Source organism: Paraburkholderia sp. BCC1884 (assembly GCF_900996225.1).
In the GTDB taxonomy this organism is placed as follows: Bacteria; Pseudomonadota; Gammaproteobacteria; order Burkholderiales; family Burkholderiaceae; genus Paraburkholderia.
In genome coordinates, this window is the sequence record NZ_CAAJGL010000079.1 from 601179 (window position 1) to 616626 (window position 15448).

Consider the following 15448-nt stretch of genomic DNA (forward strand, 5'->3'; position numbering starts at 1 on the left):
AAGCGGCCTCGGGCTCACACGTGATCGGCAAGTTTACGCGTGTCGGGGCATGGATGCGAAGGACCTATTATAAAATCCGTCCTTTACTTTGACTTCGCGGCCTCCGCACTCGTGACTTCCCGTCTATTTGCCCTGATTCCAAGCGCTGGCACCGGCAGCCGTTCCGGCGCCGCGATGCCCAAACAATATCGCACTGTCGCCGGTCGCGACATGTTGCATTACTCGCTGGCGGCGTTCGACGCCTGCAGCGAGTTTGCGCAAACCCTGCTGGTGATTGCCCCAGACGACCAGCACTTCGACGGTCGCCGCTTCGGCGGCCTGCGTTTTGCCGTGCGCCGCTGCGGCGGGGCATCGCGCCAGGCGTCGGTGCTCAACGGTCTGCAGGCGCTCGCCGAATTCGGTGCGCACGACGACGACTGGGTGCTGGTGCACGACGCGGCCCGGCCGGGCATTACGCCCGCGCTGATCCGCGCGCTGGTCGGCGCGCTGAAGGACGACGCGGTGGGCGGCATCATGGCCTTGCCGGTGGCGGATACGCTCAAGCGCATCGACGCGGCATCGAGCGACAGCCGGATTGCCCGTACCGAATCGCGTGACGGCCTCTGGCAGGCGCAGACGCCGCAAATGTTCCGCATCGGCATGTTGCGCGAGGCCATTCTGCGCGCCCAGGCCGACGGTCACGATCTGACGGATGAAGCGAGCGCGATCGAATGGCTCGGTCATGCGCCCAGACTGGTGCAGGGCAGCTTGCGCAACTTCAAGGTGACCTATCCGGAAGATTTCGATCTGGCTGAAGCGATTCTGTCGCGGCCTTCGGCTTCGTGAAGGTGCCTGCGGATTTCACATTTAACGAACGGACTTGAGGACTAGACGCATATGGATTTCAGAATTGGGCAGGGCTACGACGTGCATGCGCTGGTGCCGGGACGTCCGTTGATCATCGGCGGCGTGACGATTCCTTATGAGCGCGGCCTGCTCGGACATTCGGATGCGGACGTATTGCTGCACGCGATCACCGATGCGATTTTCGGCGCGGCGGCAATGGGCGACATCGGCCGTCATTTCTCGGATACCGATGCGAAGTTCGCGGGCGCCGATAGCCGCGTGCTGCTGCGCGAATGTTTTGCGCGCGTGAAGGCGGCGGGGTTTTCGATCGCCAACGTGGATAGCAGCGTGGTCGCGCAGGCGCCGAAGCTCGCGCCGCATATCGAAGGCATGCGCGCGAATATCGCGGCGGACCTCGATTTGCCGCTCGACCGTGTCAACGTGAAAGCGAAGACCAATGAGAAGCTCGGCTATCTGGGCCGGGGCGAGGGTATCGAAGCACAGGCCGCTGTGCTGTTGACCAAGAAGTGATTGAGGCGGCTGCCTGCTTCTATTAACGCAGGCAGCAACGCAATGCAGGGCGCGCAGCGGCGATAACGAGTCGACACATCTCACTCCTCTCATCGCACTGCACGCGCAAAAACGATTATTTGCCCTCAGCGGCAATGCACTGCGCGGTCGCGTTAATCACCGCTGCGATCCGGCCTACGTCGCGCAACTGCGTCGAACTCATGCCCTCGGCAACCAGCGTGTCGAAGTGCGATTTCACGCAGAAATGACACTTGCCGATAATCGACGCCGCCAGTGCATACATCTCGAAGCGCCGCTTATCCACACCGCCGTGCGACGCGTAAGCGTTCATGCGTAACTGCGCCGGTTGCGATTTCAGATCGGCGCTCTCCGTCATCTCGACGTACGGATACCAGACGTTGTTCATGCCCATTAACGCGGCAGCGGTCAACGCGCCATTCGTTTCTTCGGGCGATAGCACGCCCGCATTGCGAATCGCGCCGACGATCACCGTGCTCTTCGCGGCGAACGCCGCCGCCAACGCCACGCCGACCGCGTCATTCCCTTCGAGCGACGAGCGTGCAATCGTCCCGTCCAGATTCAGCCGGATGTCTTTGGCATAGTCCGGCACCAGCGCCTTAATCGAAGACAAGAATTCCATCGATATCTCCTATCGGGTTGTCGATAAAAAAACCCGCGGCTCTTTCAAGCTCGGCGGGCTTTTGACGGCACGGCTTAGAGCGTTGCGCCGCCGACGGCGCGGTTGCAAGGACACAGTTCGTCCGTTTGCAGGCCGTCGAGAATCCGCAGCACTTCTTCGGGGTTGCGGCCGACGTTCAGGTTGTTGACCGAGACGTGCTGGATCGTATTGTCCGGATCGACGATGAAGGTGGCGCGCAGTGCGACTCCGGCCTCCTTGTCACGCACGCCGAGCTGGTCGATCAACTCGCCTTTCACGTCGCCGAACGCGTAGTGATTCAGCTTGTCGAGATCCTTGTGCTCGCGGCGCCATGCGAGCTTCACGAACTCGTTGTCGACGCTGCCGCCCAGCAGCACGGCGTCGCGCTCTTCGAAATCCTTGGCCAGTTTGCCGAACTCGACGATCTCGGTCGGGCACACGAACGTGAAATCCTTCGGGTAGAAATAGATGATTTTCCACTTGCCCGGAAACGACTGTTCCGTGATCTCTTCGAACGCCGAGACGCCGTTTTCTTCGTGGTTGTTGAAGCCAGGCTTGGCAGCAGCAACGGTGAACGCTTCGAGTTTATCGCCAACGGTTTTCATGCGAGTGCTCCTTCGTGTGTTGGAAAAACAGCATGTTTGAGGCTACTAGCTCGTCATCACGAGCGCGTTACACGTTTTTCACTATAGCTCTATTAAACTATCCGTTCAATAGTTTTTTTCTAACACCCCGGATAGTTATTATTCAACGCGTCTTGTGGCCGCGAGGGCCGCGTTGGCGCCGGGCGGCGCCGTTTCAGGTCAGACGCCTTTGGCCAGCGGGAACTCGATCGTGACCTCGAGACCCGGTCCAGGCGTGCGATTGCGTAGACGCAGTGCGCCGCGATAACGGCCCACGAGACGCTGCACAATTGCCATGCCAAGGCCCGTGCCGTTGGCTTGCGTACGCGCCGAATTAACACGATAGAACGGTCGTGTGACAAGCGCCAGTTGGTCTTCCGGAATGCCTGGGCCTTCGTCCACCACGGACAATTCGACGCGCGAATGCGAGACTCGCGTTTCGAGAATGACGTGGGGAATGCCGTCGCCGTCGCTCAGACCGTATTTGCGGGCGTTCTCCAGCAGGTTGCCGACCACCCGGCGCATATCGGTTTCGTCCGCCTCGATCACCGCCGACGGCGCAAGCCGCGTAATCAGCCGCATGCTGTCTTCGCTCTGCATCCGCGCGGCCAGCTCTCCCGCGATCACCGACAGGTCGACAGGTTCCGGCACGCGCTGCACCGGGCGCGCGTAATCGAGGAAGCGGCCGATGATCATGTCCATCTGCTCGATGTCGTCGACCATTGCGTCCTTGGTGCTCTGATCGGACGGGCTCATTTCGGTTTCGAGCCGCAAACGCGCGAGCGGCGTGCGCAGATCGTGCGAGATGCCCGCGAGCATCAGCGCACGGTCGGCCTCGAGCTGTTCGAGGTCCTGCACCATCTGGTTGAAGCTTCGATTGGTTTCGGCCGCGACACCCATGCCGCGCTCGGGTAAGGGCTCAGGCGATTGCCCCGAGCCCACTTTGCGCGCCGCCATGGCGAGGCGCGCGAACGGCCGGTTCACGAGACTCGTGATGAAGGCCGCGCCAAAAAGCGATAGCGCCAGCGCGAACACGCCCCAGCCGGCCCATTGAAGACCCGTGGCGTTGTCGAGTTGGTCGCGGTCGAGGGCGACCCAGTAATCGTCGTCGTCGATCTTGAAGCTGATCCACACGCCGGGAATATCGTTGACGCTCTGCGCGATAACGGTGTCGTCGCCGAGCCGGCCGCGAATATCGTGTTCGATCAGCCGGTTCAGTGACTCGTCGGGCTGGAGTTTGTACTTGTCGGTGGTTTCGCGCGGGTACACGCGCACCCCTTCATTGCTCTCCAGATCCTGCAGCAGTGCGCGCCGCAGGTCGGGATCGGAATAGAGGAGTGCGGTACGCGTGAGCTTCACGATGGCGACGAGTTGCAGCGCCACGCGCTGTGCGCGCGGCTCGCGCTCGATCACCCGGAAGCTCTGGAACCACGCGGCGAGACTGACTGCGATCAACAGCGCGATCAACAGAAAGGTCCGCCAGAAAAGGCCGCCGAACGCGAGCGTCAGGAGGCGCCGGTCGATCCGCATGGGCCCTTCTTATATGCAACTGCTTTGCATGGGACCGGAGTGCGCGCCAGGGCGCCAACTCCGGTCGATACAGGAGACGAGAACAAACTCAGGCTGCGCCGTCGGGAATGAACACGTAACCCAAACCCCACACGGTCTGAATGAAACGCGGGCTGCCCGGATCGGGTTCGATCAGCTTGCGCAGACGGGAAATCTGCACGTCGAGACTGCGGTCGAACACTTCGTACTCACGGCCGCGCGCGAGCTCCATCAGCTTTTCGCGCGACAGCGGCTGGCGCGGATGACGCGCAAACACCTTGAGCACCGAGAACTCGCCCGTGGTCAGCGGAATTTCCTGGCCGGCCTTGGTGAGCGTGCGGGTAGCGAGGTTCAGCGCGAACTCGCCGAACTCGAACACCTCGGTGGTTTCGGACGGCGCACCCGGCAACTCGGACGGCGACTGACGGCGCAGCACCGCGTGAATACGGGCGACCAGTTCGCGCGGGTTGAACGGCTTGGGCAGATAGTCGTCAGCGCCCATTTCGAGGCCGACGATACGATCGACGTCTTCACCCTTGGCCGTCAGCATGATGATCGGCGTGCGGTCGTTGCTGCCGCGCAGACGGCGGCAGATCGACAGGCCGTCCTCGCCGGGCAGCATCAGATCGAGCACCAGCAGATCGAATCGCTCACGCACCCAAAGCTTGTTCATGGACGGCGCGTTCTCGGCGACATAGACATTGAAGCCCTGTTCACCGAGGTAGCGGCGCAGCAGATCGCGCAGGCGCGGATCGTCGTCGACGACGAGGATTTTCGAAGGGTTTTTAGTTTCCATGGACGGCATCTTAGCGCGATTAGAAAGGGGTGCGCGGTTGCATCATTTACCGGGTTACAGTCAGTTACAAAATTTACCCGCACTGTGGCACGACGTAAAGCACGGACGGTTAGACTCCTTTACTGAATGCGGCTGTTCGGTGGATACTTCACTCGACAAAACTCTCGCACCCGGCTCGTTACCGGGGTTTGTATACGCATTTGAGGTAGCCGGGTTGCCGCGCCACGAAGGGAACAACATGAAGGGAGGGGTTTGGCCGAATGTGCGCCTGAGCGTCATTGCACTGGCGGTTGCCAGTACGCTCGCAGGCTCGCTAGGACCCACGCTCGCCCATGCCCAGCCTTCCGCCGACAGAGCTGCGAGCGAGCATGCGCCGAGGTCGGGCTTTGGCAGAGCCAATCGCCACGCGCCTCCCATCGAGCACCCCGCATCCGACGTGATGTTGCGCACTGCAGTTCCCCCCGATCTTGATCAACGCCGTCGTGATGGTCATATGACGCCCGACGAACGGCGTCTGTTAAGGCAGCACATCGAAGATGCTGTCCGCGAACTCTACAAGCGGTAGCCATTTTCGTGCCTGGCCTCGGGCACGCACTTCACGCGGAAACCCTGCGTGAAAAATTTCGTTGCACTTCCCCCGTCAACTTTCCCGTCCAGTCTGCCGTTGAGTCGTCAGAGCGAAGCGCTGTCTGTCTGCGCGAATGCCTTTACGTGACGTCCCGCCAACCCGGATGACCGATGATGAAATGGCTCACCAGTGGTAATCGTGGCCGATGCTTTGCAGTTTCCGCGCTTGCCCTGGCGGCCATGCCTGGTTTGGCGGGTGCTCAAGCCGATGCGCAGCAAACGGCACCCCACGCGGTTCGTGCGAAGCATCGCGCGGTGGTGGCGTCGTCCGCTTCGTCGAACGATAAAGAGAGCGTGCTCGATGCCGATGATGCGCGCTTCTTTCTGACCCGTACCGGCTTCGCGCCCGACAACGCAGAGCTCGTTCAATATGTCGGACTCACACGCGAGCAAGCCGTCGACAAGGTGCTGGCGGCAGTCCGGACCGAAGCCGTCACGCCGCTACCGGAGTGGGTGCTCGAACCGGTTCCGACGCGCGACATGCGCCGCGCGTGGACCGACGATCAGCGCCGCGATGAACAGAAACTGCGCGGCCAGCGTTACGAACTATTACGCGCGTGGTGGGTGCGGGAGATGTTGAGCACGCCGTCGCCGCTCACCGAGCGTATGACGCTCTTCTGGCACAACCACTTCACGTCCGGGCAGGACAAGGTCCCGTATCCGCAACTGATGGCGCAGCAGAACATGCTGTTGCGCCGCGACGCGCTCGGCAATTTCGGCGAGCTGCTGCACGAGGTCGCCAAAGATCCCGCGATGCTGCAATACCTCGACGGCGCGAGCAATCGTAAGGGCAAGCCCAATGAGAATTTTGCCCGCGAGGTGATGGAGCTGTTCACGCTGGGCGAGGGGCATTACTCGCAGCGCGATGTGTCGGAGGCCGCGCGGGCCTATACGGGCTGGAGCCTCGATCCCGACACGCTGGCCTACGTGTGGCGGGCCAATCAGCACGACGACGGCGAGAAAACCGTGCTTGGCGAGGCCGGTCCTTTCGACGGCGACCAGGTGCTCGACATTTTGCTCGCGCAGCCGGAAACCGCGACCTTCATCACGAGCGAACTGTGGCGCGAGTTCATCTCCGATACGCCGGACCCGGCGCGCGTCGCGCCGATCGCCGCGCAGTTCCGCGCGAGTCACTACGACATCAAGGTGGCGTTGCGCGGCCTGTTCCTGAGCGATGCATTCTGGGACGACGAGGACCGCGGCGTACTGGTGAAGTCGCCGGCGGAATTCGTGGTCGGCACCTTGCGCGAGTTCGATATCGGCTACGACAACACCGCGCCGTTCGCCGCTCAGATACGCAACCTCGGCGAGAACCTGTTCTATCCGCCGAACGTCAAGGGATGGCCTGGCGGCACGACCTGGATCAACAGTTCGACGCTGCTTGCGCGCAAGCAGTTCGTCGAACAACTGTTTCGCGCGACGGAGGTGGCCAATCCGAAGCGCACGAACAATCCGATGAGCCAGCCGCTCGGCACCAGGATGGCGGCGAGCGGTGCGGTAGGCAACCCACCGGTGCAGCGCGCCATGGCGCGGGCCGGTCAGGGTGGCGTACGCTTTGACGTGCAGACGTGGCTCACACACTACAACGCTGCGCCGACGGCGCGGCCGGGCCTGTCGGCCGAGTTGCAGATGCAGCACGCGGTCTTGCCGATCACGCCGGTCGACGCCATCGAAACCGACTCGACTGCAAGCGCCTATCTGGAAGCGTTGCTGATGGACCCGGCTTACCAGTTGAAATGAGCCGGCAACGGCGCTACGCGTGACGCCGACATAATCGAACGAGGTGCAGGATGAAACGACGCAACTTTCTCTCGATGGGCGCAGCCGCGAGCGCAACGCTCTGGTTGCCGCGCGCGTTCGGCGCGCAGCTGGCGGGCGTGGACGCCGCGCAGGCTCGCGGCTATGACAACCTGCTGATCCTCGTCGAGTTGAAGGGCGGCAACGACGGCCTGAACACCGTGATTCCGTTCGCCGATCCGGCTTACTATCAGTTGCGCAAGAACATCGGCATCAAACGCGAGCAGGCAATCCAGCTCGATGAGCGCACCGCGCTGCATCCCTCGCTGCAGGCGCTCATGCCGCTTTGGCGTAGCCAGCAACTGGCCATCGTGCAAGGCGTCAGCTACGCACAGCCGAACCTCTCGCATTTTCGTTCGATCGAGATCTGGGATACCGCGTCGCGCTCCGATCAATATCTGCGCGAAGGCTGGCTAACGCGCGCGTTTGCGCAGGCGCCGGTGCCCAGCGGGTTCGCCGCCGATGGCGTGGTGATCGGCAGCGCCGAAATGGGACCGCTCGCGAATGGCGCACGCGCAATCGCGCTCGTGAATCCGGCGCAATTCGTCAAGGCGTCCCGTTTGGCCACGCCGGTGTCGTTGCACGAGCGCAATCCCGAACTCGCGCACATTCTCGACGTCGAGAACGACATTGTGAAAGCCGCCGACCGCCTGCGTCCGACTCAAGGCCAGGCACAGTTGAAGACCGTGTTTCCCGCCGGCGCGTTCGGTAGTTCGATCAAGACCGCGATGCAGGTATTGGCCGCGGGCGACACGCCGCAGGAGACGCCGAAGAGCGGTCAGGGCGTGGCCGTGATCCGTCTCACGCTCAATGGTTTCGACACGCATCAGAATCAGCCCGGCCAGCAGGCGGCGTTGCTTAAACAACTCGCGGAGGGGTTTGCGTCGATGAAGTCGGCGCTGGTCGAACTCGGTCGCTGGGACGAGACCTTGATCATGACGTACGCCGAATTCGGGCGCCGTCCGCGTGAGAACCAGAGTAACGGGACGGACCACGGCACGGTGGCGCCGCACTTCGTGATGGGCGGACGGGTGCGTGGCGGACTGTATGGCGTGCCGCCAGTGCTGGCGCGGCTCGACGGCAACGGCAATCTGCCGGTCGGAGTCGATTTCCGCCAGCTTTACGCGACGGTGCTCGGATCCTGGTGGGGGCTCGACGCGCCGGCTATCTTGGAGCAGCGATTCGAGCCGTTGCCGTTGCTGCGCGCGTGATGCGGGATCGAGCCACGCGGCGGCGGATGAGTTGCCTGCGGGTCGCCGCTCCTGCGACTATTTCGCGCGCCACGCGATCCACAGCTTGCGGATCGGCGTCAATGCGATTCGCTGATGCAGGACGTGATAACCGTCGCGTTCGATTTCATCCAGCAGCGCCAAAGCCAGCGCCGCTTGCGCGAGCAGCACGCGCTGCGTCCGGCGCTCCGCGGCAGGCACGGCGGCGAGCGCGGCATGCAACGCGTCGCGGGCGCGTTTGGTTTCGAAGCGCATGAGTTCGACGAACGCGTCGGAATATTTCCGGTTGATCAGATCCGCGGCGGTGACATTGAAGCGCTGCATTTCATCGATCGGAATGTAGATGCGACCGTGGCGCGCGTCCTCGCCCGTTTCGGCGACGAACTGCGCGAGTAGCAGCGCCTCGCCGAGCGACGCGGCCCAGCTCGATACCTGCGCGGGCTCTTTCGCGGTGGCGCGCGCCACCAGCGAAGCGAAGGTGCCGCCGACGCCTTGTATATAGCGCCGCAGATTCGGGTAGTCGAGATAGCGCGCCTGGTCGAGGTCCATCTCGAAGCCGGTGAGCAGGGCCTGCAACTCGGGGTAGTGGGCTTCGGCGTCGGGCAGGTAGGCGGCCAGCGCCTTGGCAACCGGATGCGACGGCGAGCCCGAAGCCAGCGCGCCGAGTTCGTTTTGCCACCAGGCGAGCTTGGTGCGGCCGATAGCCGGATCGCTGGTCTCCTTGACCGTTTCCTCGAACTCGCGGCGCAACGCGAACAGCGCGGTTAGAAGCGGCTGGCTTCTGGCGGGGGCCTGGCGAAGCGCGTAGTAAGTGCTCGAACCGGGGGGCGCCGCTTTCTGCTGGCAATATTCGTCGAAATTCACGGGATTGGGCGTGTGGGGAAGGGCAGTCGAAGAGGGGCACGGTGTGCGTGCGGTCAGCCAAAAATTGTAGCATCGGCGCCGCCTGGACAGATGCGGCTCAAATGCAGACAAGCGCGAATCTATCGGTTAGAATCTCGCGCTTACGCTTTCGGGCACGTGTTTTGTGGCGTGAACGGCGGCATGCAGGACATCGGGCAAGACGCATTGCGGCGCGCCCGGCTGCGAGGGTGGCGAAATTGGTAGACGCACCAGGTTTAGGTCCTGACGCCCGCAAGGGTGTAGGGGTTCGAGTCCCCTCCCTCGCACCATCTATTTGCAGCAGAGAACCCCGTTAAGTCATTGGACTGACGGGGTTTTTTGTTTTTCAGACGCCTGGTGTCGCGGACGCTGCCTGCTCGCCCGGCAACTCGGCTTGCGCGGCGCCTTCGAGAAAACGCCGGGTCGATTCGAACGCCTGCAGCATCGGCTCGGGCCAGGGCGTTTGCAACATCACCGCCTGATGGTTTTCGAATGCCGACGACAGCAGTTTGACCAGCTCCGGCGAGCGCAGATGACGCAGCAACACGCTGACCGCAATGGCGGTGGCCTGACTCGCGCCGGCGGTCTGGAGTTCCGACGCGGTGAGCGCCGCGACCTGTTTGTTGATGTCCACTGAAGCTTTCCCTGAATGAATGTGGGTGACGGTTGGCCCGAGGGCCGGTGCCGAATTTTGACATGGTTGGCGGCTTGTCGCGAACCCGGCCGCCTCGCTGTGTTCGTTCGACAGCGAAGGGTTTGGCCGTAGTTGATATATTGCGTGGAGTGGGCGCGATACGCCGTCGTCGAGCCGTGACGGAACGGGCTGTCACGACGCGGCAGTATCGTGCGAATCGGATGGTTTGACGCAAGTGGGTGCGAAGTGGATGAGAAGTTCGACGGAATCGGTTTGAAGTCGCCGCCAGGCGGTCGCTTCCCGCCGTTTCCGCCCGAGGCCGTGGTTCTGGAAATCGAGCAATGAAGCATGTCTTGAAACTGACCGGATGGTATTGCGCGCTTGTGGCCGTGCTGGCGTCCTCGCCCACGTTCGCTGCGGACGAGTTCGCGCAGCGTTTCGCGCTCCAGCTCGGCGGTGGCGCGGCCTACTACAACCTGACGCTGCCGGCCGCCGTCTACGCCGCCAGCCAGCGCAGCGATCTGGGCGATCTGCGCGTGCTCAACGCGGCAGGCGAGCCGGTGCCGTACGCGCTCGACGCGCCGGGCGAAGCGCCTCGCGCTCCGTCGACGCTGCATCCCGCGAGCTGGTTCTCGCTGCCGCCGCCCGAACCGGGCAGTACCGCCGGCACCCCCGGCGTAGCGATTGGCGCTGACGGTTCACTGCATGCCACTGCGGCGCCGCCGGCCCGCCAGCAACACGACACCGATCTGATCGACCTCGGGCCTCCGCCGCGCGCGAATCGGGTGAGCGCTTTGCTCGTGCATCTGCGCGACGACAACTACCAGGGACGTGTCACCGTCGACGCCAGTGACGACCTGCGTCACTGGCAACCGGCCGGCGGCGCGCAATTGCTGAAGGTCAGCTACAACGGCAGCACGCTCAGCCAGGATCGCATCGAACTGGATGGCGCGCGTGGGCGTTACCTGCGCGTGCATTGGCTCGACGGTTCGCCGTATGTCGAGTCGCTCGATATGGAAGTGCAGGCCACCGGTGCCGATCGCATGGCGCGCGGCGATGCGCAGCGGGCTTGGCGCGAGGGCATTGCCGCTCACGCCGGACCGAAAGCCGGGGAGTATTACTTCGCGACGGGCGGCTCGTATCCGGTCGACCGGTTGCGGTTGAACCTGCCGCAGCCCAACACGGTGACGCCCGCGGTGGTTTATTCGCGGCCGAGTCTGGATGCGCCCTGGCGCGAAGTTGCGAGCGCGACGCTGTTCCGCTTGCATAACGGCGACGTGGAGCAGACCAATCCTTCGCTCGAATTGGCGCCGGACACCGACCGTCAATGGCGCGTGATGATCTATACGCGCAACGGCGGCATCGGCAATGGCGATCTGAGCATCTCGGCGGGCTGGCGTCCGGCAACGTTGACCTTCGTCGCACAAGGCGATGCGCCGTTCACGCTGGCCGTGGGCAGTGCGGGCGCGGCGTCGGCGGCGGTGAGCCGCGCGGATTTGCATCTGGAGGCTTCGGCGGTCGCCGCGACGGCGCACCTCGGCGACCCCATATTCGTCACGCCGGATCAGGACGGGACGGCTGCGGGCAAGGATTCGGGCTTACAGCGTCGCTATTGGCTGTGGGGCGCGCTGGTTCTGGCTGTGGGCTCGCTCGCGGCGATTGGGTGGCGGCTTGCGCGCGGGATGCGCGTTCATGCGGCGGGCGTGGGTGCCGCGCCGGCTAGTGGTGGGTCCGGTGTGGCGAGCGCGACCGGCAGCAACATCAATGTAGGTGGTCCGGCCGACGCAAGCGGACCTGGCGAGCCAAGAGCCTGAATGCGGCCGGCCATCGAAACGATGGCCGGCGGTCGTGGAGTCTTACTTCTCGCTCGGGACCATCGTTTCAATGATCTTGTCGAGCGCGTGACCGAATGCGATCTTTTCCTGCTCGTCGAGGCAGTCGAACATATCGCCGTTCCACTTGCGCGCGATCGGCATCACCTTCCTGTACAGCGCGCGTCCTTCTACGGTTAGCGACACCAGCACGACGCGGCCGTCTTCCGCGCTCGCTTCGCGCTTTACCAGCCCCTGCCTGATCAACGCTTCCGCCGCGCGGCTCGCCTGGCTCTTGTCGAGGTTGGCGTGGCGCGCCAGTTCCATGATCGAGAACGGTCCAAACGAGCCGACCGAGGCGATCACCCGCGCTTCGGGCAAGGTCACGCCGAGCTTCTGCTGATACCGCTCGCTAATGCCGCGCTCGGCGAGTTTGTTGAGGACGTGCAGGCGGTACGTGAGGAACTGTTCGAGGCCGGCTTTAGCGGAGTCCTTCATGGTGTTCCCGTAGAGAGCGAAGCGGTCGCGGCGCTGTGATTGTTGCCGCAACCGTCCCGCCGGTCAACGCGCGCCGTATTTCAGGCGCGTCAGTTGTTCGGCCTCGTCGGCAAGCAGGCGGGCTGCATCGCGAATCGCGACCTCGAGCGTGATCGGTCCGGGTGCCGGCGAGAAGCAGCCGCTGAAATGTTCGGCGAGGCGAGGCAGCGCGGCCGGGTCCACCGCACCTGAAAGCAGCGTGGCCGGCACGCCCGCCGCCTGCGCGTGACGACAGGCGATGAAGGGTGCCTTGCCGTGCAGCGTTTGTACGTCCGAACGGCCTTCGCCTGTAATCAGCCAGTCCGCGCCTTCCAGTGCCGCGTCCAGACCGATCTGCCGTGCGACGGTCTCCGCGCCCGGCTCGAATTGCGCGCCGAGCATATGCAGCGCGAAGCCGAGCCCGCCGGCAGCGCCTGCGCCCGGCAAGTCGCGCGCGCTGCGGCCGAGCGCCGCCTCGAGCAGGTCGGCGAAGCGCGTGAGGGCGGCGTCGATCTCCGCGATCTGTTCCGGCTTCACGCCTTTCTGCGGGCCGAAGATCGCGGTTGCGCCGTGTTCGCCGGTAAGCGGATTGTCGACATCCGACATACCGACGAACTGGGTATCCACGAGCCGCGCGTCGAGTTGCGAGACGTCGAGGCGGGTTACGCGGGCGAGTTGCTCGGGCGTGGCGTCGAGTTCGTTTTCGAGCGCGTCGAAGAGTTTCATGCCGAGGCCGGCCAGCAGGCCGGCGCCGCCGTCGTTCGTGCTGCTGCCGCCGAGCGCGACGAAAAAGCGCCGCACGCCCGCGTCGAGCAACGCGCGAATCGCCTCGCCCATGCCGCGCGTGCTGCGCGCTTCGACCGGCACGCCCATGCCGACCGCGTCCGTGATGCCGACGATCTCAGCGGTTTCGATGATTGCACCACCGTCGGCGAGCAAGGCCGTGAGCGCCTCCCGGGTTGGGCCGGCCGCGCCGCGCACACTCAGCGTGCGGCGCTCGCCGCCGCGCGTGAGCATGGCGGCGAGCGTGCCTTCGCCGCCATCGGCCATCGGACAGATACGTACCTCGGCATCGGGGCGCGCGCGCAGGATGCCCGACGCGATCGCCTGTGCGACCTGTTCGGCGCTGAGCGAGCCTTTGAAGGAGTCGGGAGCGATGACGACGACAGGCGAGGACGACGAATTCGGCATGGTGTCTCTGTATGGTTGGAATCGTTGCGCAGGCGCTGAGGCAACCGGATGCGGACACGGGCCCCGAACGCGTTCGCTAGCTTATCAGCATGGGCGCGCCGACTGAATATGTCGAACGGCATAGCGGGAATCCTGGGCAGCGAGCCGTGGAATCGGCCGAAACAGACTGCAAAGCCCCCGCAATAGCGATAAAAACGCCTCCATTCATCGAATCCCGGCAAGCCGCGCAAATAGTTTGCTAAAATATTCGGCTCTTTGGACCCAACCGTGCTGCCAGCCGCCTGCAAGCCCGCGGCGCAGGCGCGCAATCGATGCAAGACCACAATCTGAAGCGACATCGAGAAGCGGCACGGAGAAGATAACTGATTCGCTCGAATAATTTTAGGACGATTGAAGCCATGGCTAACGTTGTTGAAAACCTCGGCAAGCTCGAACGCCGCGTAACGATTTCCCTGCCGAAGGATGCCGTGCAGAAGGAAGTGGACTCGCGTATCCGTCAACTCGCGAAGAACGTGCGCATGCCGGGTTTCCGCCCGGGCAAGGTGCCGCTCAAGATGGTGACGCAACAGTATTCGGGTCAGGTGGAAGCCGAAGTGCTGAGCGACAAGGTCGGCAAGGAATTTTTCGACATCAGCCGCGCCGAAAACCTGCGCGTTGCCGGTCAGCCGAGCTTCGCGCCGAAGGCCGACGCTACTGAAGGCGATTACGCGTTCGACGCGACGTTCGAGGTGTATCCGGAAGTGAAGCTGGGCGACGTCGCCACGGCTGAAATCGAACGCACCACGACCAGCATCAGCGAAGCGGAAATCGACCGCACGCTGGAAATCCTGCGCAAGCAGCGCGTGCATTTCCACGCTCGCGGCGAATCCGGCGAGCACGGTGACGGCGGCGCGGACACGGCGGCGAAGGAAGGCGATCGCGTGTCGGTCGACTTCGTCGGCAAGATCGACGGTGAAGTGTTCCAGGGCGGCAGCGCTGACGACTTCGCGTTCGTGCTGGGCGAAGGCCGCATGCTGCCGGAATTCGAACAGGCGGCAACGGGCCTGAAGGTCGGTGAGTCGAAGCAATTCGATCTGGCCTTCCCCGAGGACTACCACGGCAAGGACGTGGCAGGTAAGACGGCGCAATTCACGATCACGATGAAGAAGATCGAGTGGCCGCACCTGCCGGAAATCGACGGTGAATTCGCCAAATCGCTCGGCATCGAAGACGGCGATCTGACCAAGATGCGCGCTGAGATCAAAGACAATCTCGAACGCGAAGCAAAGCGCCGCACGCAAGCCATCGTCAAGAATCAGGTGATGGACGCGCTGCTGAAGATTTCGGAACTCGACGTGCCGAACGCGCTGATCGAACAGGATCAGGAACGCCTCGTCGTCATGGCGCGTCAGGATCTGGAGCAACGCGGCGTGCCGAACGCCAAAGATGCGCCGATCCCGGCTGCCATGTTCAAGGAACAGGCTGAGCGCCGCGTCAAGCTCGGTCTGGTGCTGGCCGAGCTGGTCAAGGCCAACGAACTGCAAGCCAAGCCGGAACAGATCCGTGCCGAAGTAGACGAGTTCGCGAAAAGCTACGAAGACCCGAAGGAAGTCGTCCGCTGGTATTATTCCAATCAGCAACGTCTTGCAGAAATGGAAGCGTACGTCGTTGAAGCCAACGTCGTCGATTTCGTGCTCGGCAAGGCCAAGGTGACAGACAAGGAAGTGAGCTTCGAAGAACTGGCAAGCGCAACGGCGCAAGCGTAAGCGTCGCTGCAACGGCGTGCCGGCTGTCGGAGCGA

At 63.4% G+C, this 15448-nt stretch carries 15 protein-coding genes and 1 tRNA gene; 8 read left to right on the forward strand and 8 right to left on the reverse strand.

Going from position 1 to position 15448, the window contains the following annotated elements:
* Nucleotides 1–111 precede the first annotated feature (111 nt).
* Both ispD and ispF read left to right on the forward strand, forming a co-directional pair.
* The gene (gene ispD, locus FQ705_RS18105) at nt 112–825 is read left to right on the forward strand and encodes a 2-C-methyl-D-erythritol 4-phosphate cytidylyltransferase (protein ID WP_144143411.1); all 714 of its coding nucleotides are present in this window, start codon (nt 112–114) and stop codon (nt 823–825) included.
* 51 nt (nt 826–876) lie between these two features.
* Nucleotides 877–1356 (forward strand): 2-C-methyl-D-erythritol 2,4-cyclodiphosphate synthase, encoded by a 480-nt coding sequence (ispF, locus tag FQ705_RS18110; RefSeq protein ID WP_144143412.1) that lies wholly within the window; start codon nt 877–879, stop codon nt 1354–1356.
* A 115-nt stretch (nt 1357–1471) separates the two neighbouring features.
* Here the strand turns inward: ispF and FQ705_RS18115 are convergent, their stop codons facing one another.
* The 4 genes from FQ705_RS18115 to ompR all read right to left on the reverse strand — a co-directional run bounded on the left by FQ705_RS18115 (nt 1472) and on the right by ompR (nt 4990).
* Nucleotides 1472–1996 carry a carboxymuconolactone decarboxylase family protein gene (locus FQ705_RS18115; protein WP_144143413.1) on the reverse strand — a complete coding sequence of 175 codons (525 nt, stop codon included), beginning with the start codon at nt 1994–1996 and terminating at the stop codon, nt 1472–1474.
* Nucleotides 1997–2070: 74 nt separating this feature from the next.
* Nucleotides 2071–2619, reverse strand: a complete 549-nt coding sequence (locus FQ705_RS18120; RefSeq protein WP_144143414.1) for a peroxiredoxin — start codon at nt 2617–2619, stop codon at nt 2071–2073.
* A gap of 198 nt (nt 2620–2817) precedes the next feature.
* On the reverse strand, nt 2818–4167 hold the full coding sequence (locus FQ705_RS18125) for an ATP-binding protein (protein WP_144143415.1): 1350 nt from the start codon (nt 4165–4167) through the stop codon (nt 2818–2820).
* 88 nt (nt 4168–4255) lie between these two features.
* Nucleotides 4256–4990, reverse strand: a complete 735-nt coding sequence (ompR, locus tag FQ705_RS18130; RefSeq protein ID WP_409932452.1) for a two-component system response regulator OmpR — start codon at nt 4988–4990, stop codon at nt 4256–4258.
* Nucleotides 4991–5219: 229 nt separating this feature from the next.
* On the opposite strand from ompR, the gene FQ705_RS34560 reads away from it, so the two are divergent.
* From FQ705_RS34560 to FQ705_RS18145, 3 genes are all read left to right on the forward strand, one after another.
* Complete coding sequence (locus FQ705_RS34560; RefSeq protein ID WP_144143568.1) at nt 5220–5546, forward strand: hypothetical protein; 327 nt, start codon at nt 5220–5222, stop codon at nt 5544–5546.
* Nucleotides 5547–5719: 173 nt separating this feature from the next.
* Nucleotides 5720–7348 carry a DUF1800 family protein gene (locus tag FQ705_RS18140; protein WP_144143416.1) on the forward strand — a complete coding sequence of 543 codons (1629 nt, stop codon included), beginning with the start codon at nt 5720–5722 and terminating at the stop codon, nt 7346–7348.
* A gap of 50 nt (nt 7349–7398) precedes the next feature.
* Nucleotides 7399–8616 carry a DUF1501 domain-containing protein gene (locus FQ705_RS18145; protein ID WP_144143417.1) on the forward strand — a complete coding sequence of 406 codons (1218 nt, stop codon included), beginning with the start codon at nt 7399–7401 and terminating at the stop codon, nt 8614–8616.
* Nucleotides 8617–8673: 57 nt separating this feature from the next.
* Here FQ705_RS18145 and FQ705_RS18150 read toward each other — a convergent pair whose 3' ends face one another.
* The gene (locus tag FQ705_RS18150) at nt 8674–9498 is read right to left on the reverse strand and encodes a squalene/phytoene synthase family protein (protein WP_144143418.1); all 825 of its coding nucleotides are present in this window, start codon (nt 9496–9498) and stop codon (nt 8674–8676) included.
* Between the two features lie 221 nt (nt 9499–9719).
* Between FQ705_RS18150 and FQ705_RS18155 the strand changes: the two genes are divergently transcribed.
* Nucleotides 9720–9806: transfer RNA gene (locus FQ705_RS18155), tRNA-Leu, on the forward strand.
* A 56-nt stretch (nt 9807–9862) separates the two neighbouring features.
* Here the strand turns inward: FQ705_RS18155 and FQ705_RS18160 are convergent.
* Entirely contained in the window at nt 9863–10150 is a 288-nt protein-coding gene (locus tag FQ705_RS18160) for a hypothetical protein (RefSeq protein ID WP_144143419.1), read from the reverse strand.
* Nucleotides 10151–10491: 341 nt separating this feature from the next.
* Between FQ705_RS18160 and FQ705_RS18165 the strand changes: the two genes are divergently transcribed.
* Nucleotides 10492–11964, forward strand: coding sequence for a DUF3999 domain-containing protein (locus tag FQ705_RS18165; RefSeq protein WP_144143420.1), 1473 nt, complete (start codon nt 10492–10494; stop codon nt 11962–11964).
* A 42-nt stretch (nt 11965–12006) separates the two neighbouring features.
* Here the strand turns inward: FQ705_RS18165 and FQ705_RS18170 are convergent, their stop codons facing one another.
* Complete coding sequence (locus FQ705_RS18170) at nt 12007–12459, reverse strand: MarR family winged helix-turn-helix transcriptional regulator (protein ID WP_144143421.1); 453 nt, start codon at nt 12457–12459, stop codon at nt 12007–12009.
* Between the two features lie 63 nt (nt 12460–12522).
* Complete coding sequence (locus FQ705_RS18175; protein ID WP_144143422.1) at nt 12523–13668, reverse strand: glycerate kinase; 1146 nt, start codon at nt 13666–13668, stop codon at nt 12523–12525.
* A gap of 398 nt (nt 13669–14066) precedes the next feature.
* Between FQ705_RS18175 and tig the strand changes: the two genes are divergently transcribed.
* The gene (gene tig, locus FQ705_RS18180; protein ID WP_144143423.1) at nt 14067–15413 is read left to right on the forward strand and encodes a trigger factor; all 1347 of its coding nucleotides are present in this window, start codon (nt 14067–14069) and stop codon (nt 15411–15413) included.
* The last annotated feature ends 35 nt before the right edge of the window (nt 15414–15448 follow it).